This is a genomic window from Caulobacter sp. FV1ye13L (assembly GCF_058681155.1).
The window spans coordinates 697,759-713,993 of the sequence record NZ_CM178732.1 but is presented as its reverse complement, the minus strand read 5'-3'; the positions used below and the strand labels follow the sequence as shown (position 1 = coordinate 713,993).

General features: G+C 67.6%; 18 protein-coding genes. 14 read left to right on the top strand and 4 right to left on the bottom strand.

Annotated features, from left to right (window positions below; all coding sequences use genetic code 11):
- Position 1: 1 nt before the first annotated feature.
- Positions 2-97: a hypothetical protein gene (locus tag ACW176_RS03165; protein ID WP_419318900.1), complete on the bottom strand. Its 96-nt coding sequence runs from the start codon at positions 95-97 to the stop codon at positions 2-4.
- Complete coding sequence (locus tag ACW176_RS03160) at positions 97-1,569, bottom strand: sigma-54-dependent transcriptional regulator (protein WP_492056376.1); 1,473 nt, start codon at positions 1,567-1,569, stop codon at positions 97-99. The genes ACW176_RS03165 and ACW176_RS03160 overlap by 1 nt, the downstream gene beginning before the upstream one ends.
- 324 nt (positions 1,570-1,893) lie before the next feature.
- Here ACW176_RS03160 and ACW176_RS03155 point away from each other — a divergent pair, with 324 nt between their 5' ends.
- The 11 genes from ACW176_RS03155 (at position 1,894) to ACW176_RS03105 (ending at position 11,846) form a co-directional block, all read left to right on the top strand.
- Positions 1,894-2,544 (top strand): hypothetical protein, encoded by a 651-nt coding sequence (locus tag ACW176_RS03155; RefSeq protein WP_492110860.1) that lies wholly within the window; start codon positions 1,894-1,896, stop codon positions 2,542-2,544.
- A 57-nt stretch (positions 2,545-2,601) separates the two neighbouring features.
- A complete protein-coding gene (locus ACW176_RS03150) occupies positions 2,602-4,395 on the top strand; it encodes a M3 family oligoendopeptidase (protein ID WP_492110859.1) in 1,794 nt (597 codons plus the stop codon).
- Positions 4,395-5,765: an ABC1 kinase family protein gene (locus ACW176_RS03145; protein ID WP_492110858.1), complete on the top strand. Its 1,371-nt coding sequence runs from the start codon at positions 4,395-4,397 to the stop codon at positions 5,763-5,765. The genes ACW176_RS03150 and ACW176_RS03145 overlap by 1 nt, the downstream gene beginning before the upstream one ends.
- A gap of 78 nt (positions 5,766-5,843) precedes the next feature.
- Positions 5,844-6,317 carry a PaaI family thioesterase gene (locus tag ACW176_RS03140; protein ID WP_419318890.1) on the top strand — a complete coding sequence of 158 codons (474 nt, stop codon included), beginning with the start codon at positions 5,844-5,846 and terminating at the stop codon, positions 6,315-6,317.
- Between the two features lie 2 nt (positions 6,318-6,319).
- Entirely contained in the window at positions 6,320-7,258 is a 939-nt protein-coding gene (locus ACW176_RS03135; protein ID WP_492110857.1) for an alpha/beta fold hydrolase, read from the top strand.
- A gap of 26 nt (positions 7,259-7,284) precedes the next feature.
- The gene (locus ACW176_RS03130; protein WP_492110856.1) at positions 7,285-8,241 is read left to right on the top strand and encodes a glycosyltransferase family 9 protein; all 957 of its coding nucleotides are present in this window, start codon (positions 7,285-7,287) and stop codon (positions 8,239-8,241) included.
- A gap of 53 nt (positions 8,242-8,294) precedes the next feature.
- A complete protein-coding gene (locus ACW176_RS03125; RefSeq protein ID WP_419318887.1) occupies positions 8,295-8,525 on the top strand; it encodes an aa3-type cytochrome c oxidase subunit IV in 231 nt (76 codons plus the stop codon).
- Between the two features lie 118 nt (positions 8,526-8,643).
- On the top strand, positions 8,644-9,786 hold the full coding sequence (locus ACW176_RS03120; protein WP_492110855.1) for a Re/Si-specific NAD(P)(+) transhydrogenase subunit alpha: 1,143 nt from the start codon (positions 8,644-8,646) through the stop codon (positions 9,784-9,786).
- Positions 9,787-9,808: 22 nt separating this feature from the next.
- The gene (locus ACW176_RS03115; protein ID WP_419254104.1) at positions 9,809-10,135 is read left to right on the top strand and encodes an NAD(P) transhydrogenase subunit alpha part 2; all 327 of its coding nucleotides are present in this window, start codon (positions 9,809-9,811) and stop codon (positions 10,133-10,135) included.
- Complete coding sequence (locus ACW176_RS03110) at positions 10,132-10,431, top strand: hypothetical protein (RefSeq protein WP_419318885.1); 300 nt, start codon at positions 10,132-10,134, stop codon at positions 10,429-10,431. The genes ACW176_RS03115 and ACW176_RS03110 overlap by 4 nt, the downstream gene beginning before the upstream one ends.
- On the top strand, positions 10,428-11,846 hold the full coding sequence (locus tag ACW176_RS03105; RefSeq protein ID WP_492056384.1) for an NAD(P)(+) transhydrogenase (Re/Si-specific) subunit beta: 1,419 nt from the start codon (positions 10,428-10,430) through the stop codon (positions 11,844-11,846). The genes ACW176_RS03110 and ACW176_RS03105 overlap by 4 nt, the downstream gene beginning before the upstream one ends.
- An 86-nt stretch (positions 11,847-11,932) precedes the next feature.
- Here ACW176_RS03105 and ACW176_RS03100 read toward each other — a convergent pair whose 3' ends face one another.
- On the bottom strand, positions 11,933-12,280 hold the full coding sequence (locus ACW176_RS03100; RefSeq protein WP_419318883.1) for a UrcA family protein: 348 nt from the start codon (positions 12,278-12,280) through the stop codon (positions 11,933-11,935).
- 659 nt (positions 12,281-12,939) lie between these two features.
- Here ACW176_RS03100 and ACW176_RS03095 point away from each other — a divergent pair.
- Together ACW176_RS03095 and ACW176_RS03090 are read left to right on the top strand one after the other, a co-directional pair.
- Positions 12,940-13,689 carry a M23 family metallopeptidase gene (locus ACW176_RS03095; RefSeq protein WP_492110854.1) on the top strand — a complete coding sequence of 250 codons (750 nt, stop codon included), beginning with the start codon at positions 12,940-12,942 and terminating at the stop codon, positions 13,687-13,689.
- Positions 13,690-13,734: 45 nt separating this feature from the next.
- A complete protein-coding gene (locus tag ACW176_RS03090) occupies positions 13,735-14,694 on the top strand; it encodes an alpha/beta hydrolase (protein WP_492110853.1) in 960 nt (319 codons plus the stop codon).
- Between the two features lie 71 nt (positions 14,695-14,765).
- Here ACW176_RS03090 and rpsU read toward each other — a convergent pair whose 3' ends face one another.
- On the bottom strand, positions 14,766-15,005 hold the full coding sequence (gene rpsU, locus ACW176_RS03085) for a 30S ribosomal protein S21 (protein WP_085953736.1): 240 nt from the start codon (positions 15,003-15,005) through the stop codon (positions 14,766-14,768).
- A gap of 181 nt (positions 15,006-15,186) precedes the next feature.
- Here rpsU and ACW176_RS03080 point away from each other — a divergent pair, with 181 nt between their 5' ends.
- Positions 15,187-15,855, top strand: coding sequence for a COQ9 family protein (locus tag ACW176_RS03080; protein ID WP_492110852.1), 669 nt, complete (start codon positions 15,187-15,189; stop codon positions 15,853-15,855).
- The last annotated feature ends 380 nt before the right edge of the window (positions 15,856-16,235 follow it).

Here is a 16,235-nt window from a genome sequence, read left to right as displayed (position 1 = left end):
TTCAGACCTGGCGGGGCGCCTGGCGGGGCGCCTTCCAAGGCTTGATCAGCGTCTTCAGGCGCTGCTCGCGCGAGACCGGGCGCAGAACGAGGGTCATCAGCCAGTTTCCTTCATGTCGACATCGATCCCCTGCTCACGCACCTTGCGATAGAGGGTGGAGCGGCCGATCCCGAGGCGGCGCGCCACCTCGCTCATATGGCCGGCATAAACATCGATCGCGTGCTGGATAAGGTCGCGTTCGATTTCTTCCAGAGTCCGCAGATGACCGCGATCGTCGAGGATGCGCACCGGCGCGTCGCCCGGGGCGCTGGCCATGGCGGCATGCGTCGCCTGCAGCACGGACGGCAGGTCGGGCCCGGTGACGCTGGCCGACGGCATCGCCTCGATCGGCGCCTGCAGGCCCGAAATCGCCGGGAAATCATAGGGCTGCAGATAGGGCGCGTCGGCCAGGACGATGGCGCGATAGACCGTGTTTTCCAGCTGGCGCACATTGCCCGGCCAGTCGAAGGCGGTCAGCAGGGCCAGGGTCTCGGGCGAGGCGCCGATGACCCGCTTGCCCTCTTCCACATTGAAGCGGCGGATGAAGGCCTCAACCAGGGCCGGCACGTCATCGCGCCGTTCGCGCAGGGACGGGGCCTCGATCGGGAAGACGTTGAGGCGGTAATACAGGTCCTCGCGGAACCGCCCCTGCGACACGGCGTGGGCCACGTCGCGATTGGTCGCCGAGACGATGCGCACATCGACTTTCTGCGAGCGCTTGGAGCCGATCGGGTCGATCTCGCCCTCCTGCAGGGCGCGCAGCAGCTTGACCTGCATGTCCAGCGGCAGTTCGCCGACCTCGTCGAGGAACAGGGTGCCGCCGTCGGCCTCCTTGAACTTGCCCAGGTGCTTGTCGGTGGCGCCGGTGAAGGAGCCCTTCTCGTGGCCGAACAGGATCGACTCCACGAGGTTCTCCGGAATGGCGCCGCAGTTGACGGCCACGAAGGGCTTGCCGGCGCGGTCGGACGAGCCGTGCACGGCGCGGGCGATCAGCTCCTTGCCGACGCCGCTTTCGCCTGTGATCAGGATCGGGATGGCGCTCTTGGCGGCGCGTTCGCCCATCCGCTTGACCAGGGTCATGGCGGGCGAGGTTCCGATCAGGTCGGCGAAGGTGGTCTTGCCGGCGGTGCGCTTGGTCAGACGCTCGACCTCGCCCTTCAGGTCGCCCATCGACAGGGCGTTGCGGATCGACACGGTGATCCGCTCGGGGGAGGCCGGCTTGATGAAGAAGTCGGTGGCGCCGGCCTGCATGGCCTTGACCACGGTGTCGACGCCGCCGCTGGCGGTCAGCACGATCACGGGCTGCACAAAGCCGCGCGAACGCATCTCTTTGAGGGTGTCGTGGCCGTTCAGGCCGGGCATGACCAGATCCAGCAGCACCACGTCGGTGGGCGCGCCGGACGTCAGGTGCGCCATCGCCGCGTCGCCGCTCTCGGCATGCGAGACCGCGAACCCGTCACGTTCCAGCACCGCCTGGATCAGGCGACGCTGAGTCGGATCGTCATCGACGACGAGAACCGTCTTGGACATAGGAAGACACCCACCATAACCGGCCGCGCTCGACATGGAGCAGGGCTCTTGTTGGTTCAGAGTGGTACAGCACCCGGGTAAACACCGGCTTTCGGAGAGGTGTCGGCAACCTTAAGGTTCAGGCTTAACAAGGCCTTGCCAGCAAGGGGTTTGAGGGTGGTCGACGAGGCCTGGCGGCGTGCGCCGGCGCGGCGGCGAAAGCCTTGACCGGAAGCGGACGCGAGGAGGGGCGGCTGTGGGTTGAGGCCGCTCCATTCCAGAACGCCGGTTTTCAAACCTGGCGGACCGGGCGCATGCTGAGGGGGTTCATTCTGGGGGAACACGATGTTTGTTGGACACTACGCCGCCGCCCTGGCCGCCAAGGCCGTCGCGCCCAAAGCGCCGCTGTGGACCTATGTGCTGGCCAGCCAGTTGATCGATGTCGGCTGGAGCGTGCTGATCATCACCGGGGCCGAGCGGGTCAGGGTCGATCCGACCTTGCCGGGCAGCGCCCTGGTCCTGGAGCACATGCCCTATACCCACAGCCTGCCCGGCGCGGCCCTGTGGGCGGTGGCGGCGGCCGTTCTGGCGGGCTGGCTGCTGAAGCTTCCGCGCTGGACCGCTGCGGTGGTGGGGCTGACGGTGCTGTCGCACTGGGGCCTGGATTTTCTGGTCCACCGACCAGACCTTGCCCTGTGGTTCGGCGGTCCCAAGGTGGGCTTGGGCTGGTGGAACTATCCCGTGCCTGAGCAGGCCCTGGAAATGGGCCTGCTGGCCATGGCCGGCGCGGCCTGGGCCTGGCGACGCGGAAGCCAAGGACGGGCCTGGTGGCCGGCCCCGCTGTTTCTCGGCCTGCTCCTGGCCGTGCAGGAAATCGCCCTGGCGTCGCCGCCCGGCGGCGGCGCCCTGCAATTGGGCCTCACCGCCCTGGCCGTCTATCTGGTGATGACCCTGATCGCCCGCTTCGTCGAACCGCCGCTCAAGCCAGCGGTCTGACGATAATGGCGGCGGGGCGATTGCACTGGGCCCCGTTCGGGCCATATCGGTAGGGCCATGAACGCCCCCTTCAAGACCGACGCCCTTCCCGAATGGAACCTCGCCGACCTCTATGTCGGTCGCGACGATCCCCGCATCGAGCTGGACCTGGCCGCCGCCAAGGCCGCCAATGATGAGCTGGCCTCGCTGGAGGGCCTGTTCCTGCAGGCGCGCGGCGAGCCCGAGCGGCTGGGTCTGCTGATCGATCGCGGCATCCGGTTGTACGAGCAGGCGACCAACGGCCTGTGGAGCGTCGGCGCCTATGCCAGCCTGTCGGGCTCCATCGCCAAGGACGATCCGGCCTGGGCCAAGTTCGAGGGAGACCTGCGGGCCCGCTCGTCGCAGATCGCCGCCGAAAGCCTGTTCTTCTCACTGGAGCTCAACAGGCTGGAAGACAGCGAGATCGAGGCGGCTCTTAAAGCCTATCCGCTGGGCGTCCGCTGGACGCCATGGCTGCGCCGGGTGCGCCTGTCGCGTCCGCACGAGCTGTCGCCGGACCTGGAGCGCTTCATCGTCGACAAGAGCCCGGCCGTCGCCAACTGGGTGCGCCTGTATGACGAGACCCTCGCCAAGCTGAAGGCCAGGGTCGGCGACGAGAGCCTGACCCTGCCCGAGGTGCTCAACCGACTGTCGGACTCCGACGTCGCGCGCCGCAAGGCCGCCGCCGGGGGGCTGGCCACGGCGCTGGAAGCCATCGTTTCCACCCAGGCCCTGGCGCTCAACACCCTGGCCTTCGAAAAGCAGGTCGAGGATCGCTGGCGCCACTATGCCGAGCCGGCCCAGTCCCGCCACCTGTCCAATGAGGTCGACGCCGACGCCGTCAACGCCCTGGAGGCGGCGGTGGTCGAGGCCTATCCGCGCCTGTCTCACCGCTATTATGCGCTGAAGGCGAAGATCATGGGCGTCGAGGCTCTCGACTACTGGGACCGCAACGCGCCGCTGGATGCCGCCACGCCGCGCGCCTATGGCTGGGAAGAGGCCAAGACCGTGGTGCTGGACAGCTTCCAGACCCTGGCGCCGAAGTTCGCCGACGCGGCCCGCACCTTCTTCACCCAGCCCTGGATCGACGCGCGGCCCCGCCCCGGCAAGCAGTCGGGGGCCTATTCCCATCCGGTGACGGCCGACCGGCACCCCTATGTGTTCATGAACTTCATGGGTGAGCGGCGCGACGTGCTGACCCTGGCCCACGAGCTGGGCCACGCCGTGCACCAGACCCTGTGTGCGCCCCTGGGCACCCTGCTGGCCGACACGCCCCTGACCCTGGCCGAGACCGCCTCGATCTTCGGCGAGGGGCTGGTGTTCGATCGCCTGCTGGCCGAGGCGACGCCCGAGGATCGCCGCAAGCTGCTGGCCGGCCGGATCGAGGACGGCCTCAACACCGTGGTCCGCCAGATCGCCTTCCACCGCTTCGAGCGCCGCTTCCATGAGGCCCGCCAGGAGGGCGAGCTGTCGCCTGAGCAGATCGGCGGCCTGTGGCTGGAGGTGATGGGCGAGAGCCTGGGCCCGGCCGTGCGGCTCAACCCCGGCTACGAGCACTACTGGGCCTATGTCAGCCACTTCTGCCACGCGCCGTTCTATGTCTATGCCTACGCCTTCGGCGACCTGCTGGTGCGTGGCCTGATGGAAAAGCGCCGCGAGGATCCGGAAGGCTTCGCGCCGCTGTATGAGGAATTGCTCGCGGCGGGTGGGACCAAGACCTATGTCGAGGCGCTCAAGCCCTTTGGCCTGAACCCGCGCGACAAGGCGTTCTGGACGGCGGGCTGCGCGCAGCTGGAACGGCTGGTCGACGAGTTCGAGGCTTTGGTGACCTGATGGCCGATGATCCGCGCGACCCCGAACGCGACCGCCTGTCGGGCCGCCTGAGCCGTTTCGCCAAGGTCGGCGCGGGCCTCTCCGGCGCGGCCGTCAGCTACGGCGCCAACAGCCTGTTCGGCGGCGACAGCGCCGACGCCCGCAACGCCAAGGCTTTGCGGGCTGCGCTGGGCGGACTGAAAGGCCCGCTTATGAAGGCGGCGCAGATGTTCGCCACCGTGCCCGACCTGCTGCCGCCGGAATTCGCCGCCGAACTGGGTGAGCTGCAGACCAACGCCCCGGCCATGGGCTGGCCGTTCGTGCGTCGACGGATGGCCGCCGAGCTGGGTCCCGACTGGCAGTCGAAATTCCAGAGCTTTGAGCACGAGGCCTGCGCCGCCGCGTCGTTGGGTCAGGTGCACCGCGCCGTCGCGCCGGACGGCCGGGCCATCGCGGTGAAGCTGCAATATCCGGACATGCAGAGCGCCGTCGAAAGCGATCTGGGCCAGCTGAAGACCCTGTTCGCCCTCTTCAAGCGCATGGACGGCTCGATCGACCCCACCCAGATGATCGTCGAGATCGGCGATCGCCTGCGCGAGGAGCTGGACTATGGCCGCGAGGCCAAGCTGATGGCGCTGTATGGCGGGTTCTTCAGCGGCCGAGATGACATCCGGGTGCCCGAGCCCGTGCCGTCGCTGTCGACGGGCCGCCTGCTCAGCATGACCTGGATGGACGGGCAGGGGCTGCTGGCCTTCAAGGACGCGCCGCAGGAAACCCGCGACCGCATCGCCGCCCTGCTGTTCGAGGCCTGGTGGAGCCCGATGACCCATCTGGGGATCATCCACGGCGACCCTCATCTGGGTAACTACACCTTCGGCGGTCCCGCCGGCGGCGACGGCGCGGCGCACCTGAACCTGCTGGACTTCGGCTGTATCCGCATCTTCCCGCCGCGCTTCGTGGCCGGGGTGGTGCGGCTGTATCGCGCCCTGTCCAACGATGACCGCGCCGAGCAGTACGAGGCCTACCGCAGCTGGGGCTTCGCCGGTCTCAATGACGAACTGGTCGACGTGCTCAACGTGTGGGCCCGCTTCATCTACGGGCCCCTGCTGGACGACCGCGTGCGCACCGTGGCCGACGATGTGCCGCCCGGCGAGTACGGCCGCCGCGAGGCGTTCCGGGTGCGGCAGGCCCTGAAGTCCAAGGGGCCGATCACCATCCCGCGCGAATTCGTGTTCATGGACCGCGCCGCCATCGGCCTGGGCGCGGCCTTCCTGCATCTGGGCGCGCGCCACAACTGGAAAGCGCTGTTCGAGGCCTCGCTGGAGGGCTTCTCCGAGGACGGCCTGGCCAAGCGGCAGGCGGCTGTGCTGGCGGCGGCGGGGGTGGCCTGACCCTCGTCCTGGCCGGCCCCCTTGCCCGCCGTCGAGGAAGGGTTCCGCTTTGTTCAAACGATCGTTAGGATTTGTTCCATGTCCGACGATCTTACCGACGCCCAGACCGCCGCCATCCCCGATGGCTACAGCCAACTCAACTGGTCGCGCGGCTTTGGCCGTCAGATCGGGCCCTTGTTTGAACAGCGGGGCGGGCCGGGCGACGCGCGCCTGGCCTTCCGCGTCGAGGAGCACCACACCAACGGTCTGGGCAATTGCCACGGCGGCATGCTGATGAGCTTCGCCGACATGGCCTGGGGGCGGATCATCTCGCTGCAGAAGTCCTACAGCTGGGTCACGGTGCGGCTGATGTGCGATTTCCTGTCGGGCGCCAAGCTGGGCGACTGGGTCGAGGGGCAGGGCGAACTGATCGGCGAGGAGGACATGGTCTTCACCGTGCGCGGCCGGATCTGGTCGGGCGACCGCACCCTGATTACCGGCACCGGCGTCTTCAAGGGCCTCAGCGCGCGCAAACCACGTCCCGGCGAACTGGCCTTCAAGGAAGAGGGCTGAGCATGGCCGACGACCAACTGTTGCACACGCCGCCGCCCCTGCCCGCGCCCCTGGTGGCGTTCAACGGCCAGACGCCGCCCGCGCCGGCCTGGTTCGAGGCGGCGCTGGCCATTGAACCCGAGCGGTCGACGATCCCTGTCGATGGCGTCGACATCGAGCTCCTGACCTGGGGCGAGGTCGGCAAGCCGGGCCTGCTGTTCCTGCACGGCAACGGCGCCCACGCTGACTGGTGGAGCTTCATCGCGCCCTGGTTTGCGAAAGACTGGCGGGTGGCGGCGATCTCCTGGGCCGGCATGGGCGGTTCGGGCTGGCGCGAGGCCTATTCGGCCCAGAGTTTCGCGGCCGAGGTGTTTGCTGCGGTCGAGGCGGCGGGGCTGGAGGCGGGCGGGGTCAAGCCGATCCTGGTCGGCCACTCGTTCGGCGGCTTTCCCACCCTCTATTGCGGCGTCGAGCACGCCGACCGCCTGCGCGGGATCATCATGGTCGATTCCAGCATCCAGCCGCCGGAAAAGCGCTGGAAGGGGCCGCCGCCGCGCGCAGGGTTCGGCAACAAGGTCTACGAGACCCTGACCGAGGCCCTGGCCCGCTTCCGCCTGGCCCCGCCGCAGGCCTGCGAGAACCTGTTTATCGCCGACTACATCGCTCGCCGCTCGCTGAAAGAAGCCGATGGCGGCTGGACGTGGAAATTCGACCCGGCCATCTGGCAGCGGTTCTCCATGCCTGACCTTGGCGACCTGCTGACCCGCATCGCCTGTCCCGCTGCGCTGATGTGGGGCGAACGGTCCAACCTTATGCATGACGAAACCCTGAGCTATATGATCGATCAGATGCCCAAGGACGTCCTGCTCGTGCCGATTCCCGACGCAGACCACCATGTGATGATCGACCAGCCCCTGGCCTTCGTGGCCGGGCTGCGCGGCCTGCTCGCCGCCTGGCGATGACGCCGCCTGGGGGGGCGCCGGCCGGGATGGTGATGGTCTACATGCCCGACCGGGGCGTCGGCGACCTGATGTGGCACCTGCCGACCCTGCGGGCCATCGCCGCCCGGGCGCTGGAGGGCAAGGTGCTGCTGGCCGCTCGTCCGTCTAGCCGGGCGCGCGAACTGCTGGCCGGCGAGCCCTGTGTCGAGGTCGTCGACTATCTGGACTATCGCACCGGTGGCCTTCGTCACCTCGCCGAGATCGTGGACTTCTACCGCCTCTGCCGCCTGCGACGGCCGCGGGCGGTGTGGATCCTGGAAAAGATCGACCGTCCGGCCATCGGCGCCGCCCTGGCTGGGGTACGCGAGCGGCGCGGCTTTGGCCTGGGCCACAGCCAGGAAGGCTGGCTGACCCACGGCCCCTACTTGCCGCGCGCCATGCGCTCGGCCCACCGGATCGAGAAGCTGGCGGCCTTCGAGGCGGCTCACGGCCTGAAGGTCGCGAGCCGCGAACCGACCCTGATTCCCGTGCCCGCTGCGCTGAAGGGGGTCGAGCAGCGCTTCGGCCACTTGCCCAAACCGTGGATCGTCTACGGCGTCGGCGCCAGCGAACCGCGTCGTTGCTGGCCGCTGGATCGCTTTACCGGCCTGAGCGCCGCCCTGTCGGACCTCGGCGGCGCCCATTTCTGGCTGGGCGGACCGGGTGACAGCGCCGCAGTCGACGCCGAACTCAGACGCGCCGACCGCAGTTGCATCAACGTCAATGTCTGCGACCTGAAGCTGGACGCCGGCGCGGCCCTGCTCTCGCGGGCCGATCTTTTCATCGGCAATGATTCTGGGCCGCTTAATCTGGCCGCTTCGGTGGGCGTCACGTCGATCGGCCTGTTTGGCGATAGCCCGCCGCTCGACTATTCGCGCTTTCTTCGGCCAATTGTCGGTCCCCGAGGCGGCATGGCGGCTGTAACCGTCGAAAGTGTCGCGGGCATAGCCCGCTTGAGCCTTTAGGCCTGCCGTTGTAAGCGGCTGGACTATCTTTCTTCCCCAACGAGGACGACGACATGGCCGGCGACTACCACCGCGGTGAAATGGACATCCAGGAACAAGCTGCGACCTATGCCGCCTTTGGCGGCATGGCCAAGTGGGGCTCGCTGGCGATCGCGGTCCTGCTGCTGACGATTACCATGTGGTTCTGCACGCCGGCCGGCTTCCTCGCCGGCGCGATCTCCGGATTCGTGCTGGCTGTCGTGGGCATTGTGTTTCTTCGCGAAAAGCCCGCTTCCTCACACTGACACCGGTGGACATCGGCATAGTTTCTCCCTGACGCGCGCGTAACGCCTCGACAAGAGGCAAGACTATCCCCTAAACAGCAGCGCAAGCTGACTGGGATAGCAGCGCTCTGGGAGGGGTATGCCGATGGCCGTCGTCGCCGTGACGAAAGAAACCCGCGGGGGTGAAACGCGGGTCGCCGCCACGCCTGAAACGGTGAAGAAACTCATCGCCGCCGGCTTCTCGGTGGTGATCGAAGCCGGTGCGGGCGCCGCCGCTTCCTACCCCGACGCGGACTATGAAGCGGCCGGCGCCAAGCTGGCCAAGACCGCCCAGGCCGCCATCACCGGCGCTGACGTGCTGTTCAAGGTGCGCGCGCCCGAAGCGGCGGAGATCGCCGCCCTCAAGAGCGGCGCCATTGTCGCAGCCGCGCTCAATCCGCACCAGGACAAGGACACGCTCGCCGCCCTGGCCAAGGCCGGCGTCAGCGCCATCGCCATGGAATTCATCCCGCGCATCACGCGGGCCCAGGTGATGGACATGCTGTCCTCGCAAGCCAATCTCGCCGGCTATCGCGCCGTGATCGAGGGGGCCGAGGCTTATGGCAAGGCCCTGCCGATGATGATGACCGCCGCAGGCACCATCGCCGCCGCCAAGGTGTTCATCATGGGGGTCGGCGTCGCCGGCCTGCAGGCCATCGCCACGGCCCGCCGCCTGGGCGCGGTGGTCACCGCCACTGACGTTCGCCCCGCCACCAAGGAGCAGGTCGAATCGCTGGGCGCCAAGTTCCTCGCCGTCGAGGACGACGAGTTCAAGAACGCCCAGACCGCCGGCGGCTACGCCAAGGAAATGTCGAAGGAATACCAGGCCAAGCAGGCCGAACTGGTGTCCGCCCACATCGCCAAGCAGGACATCGTCATCACCACGGCGCTCATCCCTGGGCGCCCCGCGCCCAAGCTGGTCAGCGCTGAACAGGTCGCTTCGATGCGCGCCGGCTCGATCCTGGTCGACCTGGCCATCGAACAGGGCGGTAATGTCGTCGGCGCCAAGCTGAACGAGACCGTGGTCACCGCCAACGGCGCCAAGATCCTCGGCCAGGCCAACCTGCCGGGCCGGATCGCCACCGACGCTTCGGCGCTCTATTCGCGCAATCTCTTCGCCCTGTCGGGTCTGTTCCTGAACAAGGAGGGCGCCTTCGCCCCCGACTTCGAGGACGAGATCCTGAAGGCGGCCCTGGTCACCCAGGGTGGCGAAATCGTTCATCCATCTCTGAAGACCGCCTAAGCGCATAGAAAGGGAGGCTCCCATGGAAGCCGTCGACCCCACCGTGTTCCGTCTGGCGATCTTCGTGCTCGCCATTTTCGTGGGTTACTATGTCGTGTGGAGCGTGACACCCGCCCTGCACACGCCGCTGATGGCGGTGACCAACGCCATTTCCTCCGTGATCATCGTCGGAGCCTTGCTCGCCGCCGCCGCCCATGGCGGTACGGGCGAGGCCGCCACCAGCTCGGTCTGGATCTCCAAGGGGGCCGGCGCGATCGCCGCAGCCTTTGCGGCGGTCAATATCTTCGGGGGCTTCCTGGTCACCCAGCGGATGCTGGCCATGTACAAGAAGAAGGACAAGGCCAAGTGAGCGGCTTCGCCACTCTGACCCTGGCTGCGCTCGTCATCCTGATCATCGCCGCCTGCGTCTCGATGATGCTGCCCCGCAAGATGGCGACCGGCAACGGCGCCGCCTTCGCGCCAGCCTTCGTCCTGATCGCCATCGGGCTCAGCGCCAACGCCATCGGCCTGCAGGCCGGAACCAGCGGCGCTGCTGACATCCTTCGCTGGCTCTCGCCCTTTGCCGTCGGCATGGGCGCGGCTCTGCTGCTCGCCAATCTGCGCGCCGACAAGGCGCCGCCGCCGTCCGGGGGGACCTCCGAATGAACGCCAATCTCGCCGCCATCCTCTATATCGTCTCGGGTGTGCTGTTCATCTTGGCCCTGCGCGGCCTCTCTAGCCCGACCACCAGCCAGGCGGGCAACCGCAACGGCATGATCGGCATGGCCATCGCGGTCGGCACCACCCTGGCCACCCTGTGGAGCCAGGGCGCGCTGGATGTCATCACGCTGGGCCTGATCCTCGGCGGCGTCGCCGTCGGCGGCGGCGTCGGCGCGGTCATCGCCCGCAAGGTGCCGATGACCTCGATGCCGCAGCTGGTCGCCGCCTTCCACTCGCTGGTCGGCATGGCCGCCTGTCTGGTCGCCGTGGCCGCCATCTATACGCCGGCCGCCTACGGCATCGTCGGCGAGGATGGCCACATCCACCTCAACAGCCTGATCGAGCTGTCGCTGGGCCTGGCCATCGGCGCGATCACCTTCACCGGTTCGGTCATCGCCTTCGCCAAGCTGAACGGCAATATGGGCGGCGCGCCGATCATGCTGCCCGCTCGCCATCTGCTGAACATCGCCCTGGGCCTGGGCATCGTCGCCCTGGTCGTGGTGCTGGTGATGTCGGGCGGCGCGGCCATCTGGGCGTTCTGGGGCATCTTCGCCCTGGCCCTGATCATCGGCGTCACCCTGATCATCCCGATCGGCGGCGCCGACATGCCGGTCGTGGTCTCGATGCTCAACAGCTATTCCGGCTGGGCGGCGGCGGCCCTGGGCTTCACGCTGGAAAACACCACCCTGATCATCACCGGCGCCCTGGTGGGCTCGTCTGGGGCGATCCTGTCCTACATCATGTGCAAGGCGATGAACCGCTCGTTCGTCTCGGTGATCCTCGGCGGCTTCGGCGCCGCCGACGCCGTGGCGGGTCCCGGCGGCAAGGTCGAGAGCCGTCCGGTCAAGCAAGGGTCGGCCGACGATGCGGCCTTCATCATGAAGAACGCCAGCAAGGTGATCATCGTCCCCGGCTACGGCATGGCCGTCTCCCAGGCCCAGCACATCCTTCGCGAGATGTGCGACAAGCTAAAGGAGGAGGGCGTCGAGGTGAAATACGCCATCCACCCCGTCGCCGGCCGCATGCCCGGCCACATGAACGTGCTGCTGGCCGAGGCCAACGTCCCCTATGACGAGGTCTTTGAACTGGAAGACATCAACAGCGAGTTCTCGACGGCCGATGTGGCCTTCGTGATCGGCGCCAATGACGTCACCAATCCGGCCGCCAAGACCGACCCGACCAGCGCCATCTACGGCATGCCGATCCTCGACGTCGAAAAGGCCCGCACGGTGCTGTTCATCAAGCGCGGCATGGCCTCGGGCTATGCCGGCGTCGAGAACGAACTGTTCTTCCGCGACAACACCATGATGTTGTTCGGCGACGCCAAGAAGATGGTCGAGGGGATCGTGAAGGGGCTCTGATCTTCCCCTCTGATCGTCCCGGATAAAGCAAAGGCCTCAGGTGATCCTGAGGCCTTTGTCGTTTCCGGGTGTCGCCTGGCCTGAACTCACCGGGCGGCCATCTCGACGGGCGCGGCGCTGGCGGCGAACTTCAGGGCCTTGCGCTGGCTGGTCGAGAGTTGGCGGTCGGCTTCGCGGCGGACCTCGAGGCGGCAGGCGCCGTAGGACAGGCTGGCGGTGTTGTTGCGGATCTTGGCGCGGCACAGGGTCCGGGCGGCGTTGTCGACGCGGGCCTTGAACACGGCGGCCTGGGCGGGGTTGGACAGGTTCAGGTCGCTGACCGCGATGCGGGCTTTCAGTTCGCCGGCGTTGGCGGCCTGGGTCAGGCCCAGGACGGGAATGGCGGCCAGGCTGAGGCTGGCGACAGTGGTCAGGCTCATGATGAACTTGCGCATTTGAAGTAATCCCTCGTTTTTGGTTTGTGTCCGGCGCTTTGCTGCGCCCCATGTCCAGAGGTGTACTTGCGAGTGTTCGTTAAGTCCCGTTACGTCTCAGTCATGACGATTAATTTAGAGAATTACACGCGTTTAATGGAATAAAATTTCAGTAATGTTTGGAGATATAGCTGCCGCGTTGGCGCGGGGTGATCGTGGTCCTCACCCGCGCCACGGTGTCGCGACAGGGTGTCGCAGCGCTCCGGAACCGGGCCGCGTCGGGGAGGGCGCTGGTTGTCTTGGCCGGAACGGCGCTCAGGCCTGTGGATCCTGTTCTCGGGATCGTCGCGGCTGATCGCGCCTGCGGAGGCCAAGCATCGCCAAGTGGGGTCGGCGGGCGACGCCTCGTCTTTCCCTGACCCGCACCGGCGTTACTCTTGACGAGGCTGGGTGAATATTGTTGTCGAAATCCCAGTGAAGATTTGCCGCCATAGAGTACGCGTCCATAACGTCACTGATCATCTGCCTAAAGGTGGATGAATGGTTAAGCTAAGCCCAGCTTTCGCCCAATAATACCGTCATCTAACCCGTCGATTCATGATCACGAAAGGTCGTTGTGAGACCAAGTGCGACTTCGCACGGTCCCCAGGTCGACCGCTCGTCTTTGAGGAAGCGGATTCTTGACGTCACAGACCCTCGTTGCCCGACCTGCCTATTCCCGCGCCGCCTTCCTTGCCCTGGCAGGCGCGCTGGCGACGGTATGCGCGCTCAACGCGGGCTCGGCCCTGCGGGCCTTCGCCGGCGAACCCGACCTCGCGTCCGCGCCCGTGGCTGAGGCGCCGCCTGTCGAGATTGCGCCACCGCCTCCGCCGCCGCCGGCCTTCGTGTTCGACACCCCTTTGCCGGGCCGCGTGGTCAATTCGCCGTTCGGCCTTCGCCAGTTGCCGTGGGAAGAAAACGGCCGGCTGCATGAGGGCGTCGACATCGCCGCACCGACCGGTTCGGCGATCCGGGCCGCTACCGACGGGGTGGTCGTCCGAGTGGGCGCCAGCGGCTCGTACGGCCGCTTCGTGGAGATCGCCCACAAGGACGGCTTCAGGACGATGTACGCCCATCTGGGCGCCACAGCGCGGGGTGTTAAGCCCGGGATGTACGCCCGGCGCGGCCAGACGATCGCCTATGTCGGCAGCAGTGGCCGCTCGACAGGCGCGCACCTGCATTTTGAGTTGCGCCGCAAGGGCAAGCCTCTCAATCCCTCCTTCTTCCTGGGACAGACCTTCGCCGAGGCTGACGACCTGCCTTTGCGCGCCGCCGCCCGCGTGCCCCGCAAGGTGCGGATGGCCCAGGTGTCCAGCTGGCCAGAGAGTGTGAAGCCGACCAAGAGCAAGGCCGGACGGGTCCAGACCCGCAATTCCGTCGCCGATAGCTGAGACAGGGCCCTCGACGCGTCACGATCGCCCGGTAAGGTAAGGACCATGCTCAAGGTCCTCGTTCGCGGTTTTGCCGGTGTCGCTGCTTTTCTCGTTTCCTTTATCGCCCTGGGCGGCGTGATGAGCGCCGCCAGCGCGCCTCGTCCTCGCGGCGAGATGGTCCAGATCGATCCTGGGCGCAGCCTGCGCCTGGTCTGCGAAGGCCCGCGCAGCGATCGCCCGGCGGTCTGGCTGGAGGCCGGCGCCTTTGGCTTCGCCGCCGACTGGGGCGCCACCCAGGAGGCCCTGACGACGGCCGGCTGGCGCTCCTGCGCCTATGACCGGGCCGGCATGGGCTATTCGCCGGCGGGACCGGCGCCGCGCGACGGCCTGGCCATCGTCGCGGACTTTGAAAAGCTGGTCGTCGCCTCGGGCGAGCCGGGGCCCTACATTCTGGTCGGCCACTCGATGGCGGGGCTGAGGCTGCGTCAGTATGCGGGCCAGAACCCCGGCAAGATCGCGGGCCTGGTCCTGGTCGACGCGGCGACGCCCGAGGCGGCCCTGAACCCCCGCATGAGCGGCTTCATCAAGGCCTTTGCGACGGCCTCGCGCTGGGCGGCGCGGGGCGCGGCGCTGGGGCTCTACAAGCCGCTGGCCCATACGGGGATGGGCGACAAGATCGGCCTGCCCAAGGCGGCCGGGGCCGAGAAGCGCTGGGCCTTCGCCAGTGGCCGCCATAACCGCACCTCGGCCGACGAGGTCGAGTTGTGGGCCATGGCCTCGGACCAGGCCGCCCTGCAGCCGCCCTATGATCCAGACTGGCCGGTGGCCGTGGTCACCGCCGGCCCCGTGAAGGGCCGCGAGGCGTGGAAGACGATCCAGGCGGAGCCGGCAAACGCCTCGCGCCACGGTCTGGTCGACCATGTCGAGGCGGCCAGCCATACCCGGCTGCTGGGCCGCGACTTCGCCGACCGCATCGTCAAGGCCGTGGCCTTCGTGGCCGGCCCGCGCGAGGCCGCTCAGTAGCAGCCCAAAACGACGAAAGCCGCGCGGATCGCCGCGCGGCTTTCGAGAGTCTTAGACGGTGAGACTAAAGCCTACCGCGCGCCGACCGGCTTCTTCGGCATCGGGATCAGGCCTTCGCGCTGGGCGCGCTTGCGGGCCAGCTTGCGGGCGCGGCGAACCGCTTCGGCCTTTTGACGGGCGCGCTTTTCCGACGGCTTCTCATAGTGCACGTGCCGCTTCATTTCGCGGAACGAGCCTTCGCGTTGCATCTTCTTCTTCAGGGCCTTGAGGGCCTGATCGACGTTGTTGTCGCGGACGAAAATCTGGACCAGGGGTCTCTCTCCATTCGACGGCCCGACCAATGTCCCGAGTCCCTCTCAGGGGCCGGGCGGGCGAACAAAACCTGATAAATCCGGAAGGGGGGCTTCCGGGAAACGAGGGGCGGCTGATAGCAGAGTGAATGGGCCCTGTCCATGCGCGACGCGGCCTAAACCACGGTGTAGACTCGGATTCATGAGCAAGGCAGCCCAAGACGGAAACCAGACGGAAAGAAGTTGGGCCGATGAGGCCGAACAGCGGGTGCTGGACGAAGCCGTGCGCCTGGCGCCGGCCGCCGGCTGGAACGCCCGGCTGACCGAGCGCGCCGCCCAGGCGGCGGGCCTGTCGCCCGGCGAGACCCAGCTGCTGCTGCCTGAAGGGGCAAGGGATCTGGCGGCCCTGCTGTCGCGACGCCATGACGCGGCGGCGCTGCGGACCCTGGCCGCTCTCGATCCCGGCACGCTGAAGATCCGCGAAAAGATTCGCGCCGGTGTGGTGGCCCGCCTCGACGCCGTGGCCGCCGACGCCGAGGTCATGCGGGCCCTGGCCGCCTTCCTGGCCTTCCCGACCAACCTGGCCCTGGCCCTGCGCCTGACGTGGGAAAGCGCTGACGTGCTCTGGCGCTGGGCGGGCGATACGGCCACCGACGAGAACCATTATTCCAAGCGGGCGATTCTGTCGGGCATCCTGGTCTCGACCCTGGCCGTCGACATGGCCTCGGGCCGCGCGTCGGCCCTGACGCATCTGGACGCCCGCATCGACAACGTCATGGCCTTCGAGAAGTGGAAGGCCGGGATCAAGCCGATGGACCTGGCCAGCGAGCTGGTCACGGCGCTGGCGAAGATGCGCTACGGACGGGGCTAGCGATTGATCCTCCCCTCCCGGGGGAGGTGGCCCGGAGGGCCGGAGGGGGCAGCTCCGAGATGGCGGTGATGGCCCCCTCAGTCGCTTCGCGACAGCTCCCCTAGAGGGGGAGGTGCCACGGTTTCGCGGCCTCGCGCTTTCGCTGCGATGGTGATGGGAAGGGTCGCGGAGCGTCCGGGCCTCGCCCGGATGAGTGAGTAGTAAATACCGTTTCGACGAAGACAGACGCTCCGCGTGATCGTTATCCCTCTGGCCGGGGTGCGCAGGCCTGTTCAGCCTTTTGCCCCACCCGGATTTTGCCCTCCTCGCGACGGACCCAGCCTTGAGCTGCAGCCGCGCCGATTCCGGAGGAACCCGGAGCGAACCTTCGGACGGGCGGA